General features: G+C 61.6%; 1 protein-coding gene. It reads left to right on the top strand.

The window, feature by feature from the left end:
• Positions 1-71: 71 nt before the first annotated feature.
• Positions 72-1,358: FAD-dependent oxidoreductase (locus AN233_RS06135; RefSeq protein ID WP_058365935.1), on the top strand; the 1,287-nt coding region annotated here is incomplete at its 3' end.

Raw genomic sequence — 1,358 nt, 5'->3', positions numbered from 1 at the left:
TGGCCTCCAACCTACTCCATAGCTTCGGACTCTGGAGTATAAGAACTTCCCATCGTAAAGTATCAGTATAGATGACTCACACCTCCGACTATGATCTCGTGATCCTCGGCGGCGGAGCCGCTGCCTTCGCCGCCATCACCGAAGCGAGCCGGAGAGATCTCTCGACGGCGATGGTGAACACCGGCCTGCCGATCGGCGGGACCTGCGTGAACGTCGGCTGTGTCCCGAGTAAGCATCTACTCGCCGTCGCCGAGAGTGGCGCTGCAGCGTCGGAGAATCCCTTCGACGCCGTCACATATCCCGAAGAGCCGACTGTCGACTGGGCCGACGCACTCGACGGCACCAACGAACTCGTCGAGCGGTTCCGGCAGGAGAACTACGTCGACGTCGCCGAGCACTTCGAGACCGACATCTACGAGGGCTACGGCCAGCTGATGGACGACACGACCATTGAGGTCGTCGACGGCGCCGACGAGGGCGCGCACATTACTGGGAAGAAGGCGCTCGTCGCGACGGGCAGTTCACCGTGGGCGCCGCCCATCGACGGCCTCGACGACGTCGACTACTACACGAGCGAGACCATCCTCGAGGGGCGCGACCTCCCCGAGAGCATCGTGATCCTTGGTGGCGGATACATCGCGCTGGAGTGGGGCCAGATCCTCCACCGTGTCGGCGTCGACGTAACCATTCTCCAGCGCTCCGGTCACGTGCTCTCAGATATGGAAGGTCAGCTCGGCCGGGAGATGCAACGAGCCTTCAATGAGGAGGGAATCGATGTCGTGACCAGTAACGACTTCCAGCAGGTTCAGGATGTGGCTACCGACAGTGGTGCTGACCCTGGTCAGAAGGGCGTCGCTGTGGAGACTGTCATCGAGGGCGAGGAGCAAGCGTTCACCGCAGAGACGTTATTCGTCGCAACCGGCGTCCAGCCCAACAGTGAGAACATCGGCTTGGAAGCAGTCGGCGTCGAGACCGAATCCGATGGCGCGATTCGCGTCGACGAGCATTTCCAGACGACCAATTCCGACATCTACGCGGCGGGGGACGTGATCGGCGAGCCCGAACTGGAGACGGTCGCCGCCAAGGAGGGCAATCACGCCGTCAAGAACGCCTTCGGCAACGAGGGCGTCAGCATCGACTACGATGCAGTCCCCGCAGTCGTGTTCACCAGTCCCGAGGTAGCAGTCGTTGGGACAACTGAACGTGAATATATGGACGAACACGGTACCTGTTCCTGCCGGACGGTTCAGATGGAAGATGTCCCTCGGGCAAAGGCCGTCAAGAACACGGATGGACTCGTCCAGGTGGTGAAGCACCACGAGACCGACGGGATTGTTGGCGTCCACATGGTCGGCCCC

Source organism: Haloparvum sedimenti (assembly GCF_001462205.1).
GTDB lineage: Archaea > Halobacteriota > Halobacteria > Halobacteriales > Haloferacaceae > Haloparvum > Haloparvum sedimenti.
This window is presented reverse-complemented; position numbering and strand designations above follow the sequence as displayed.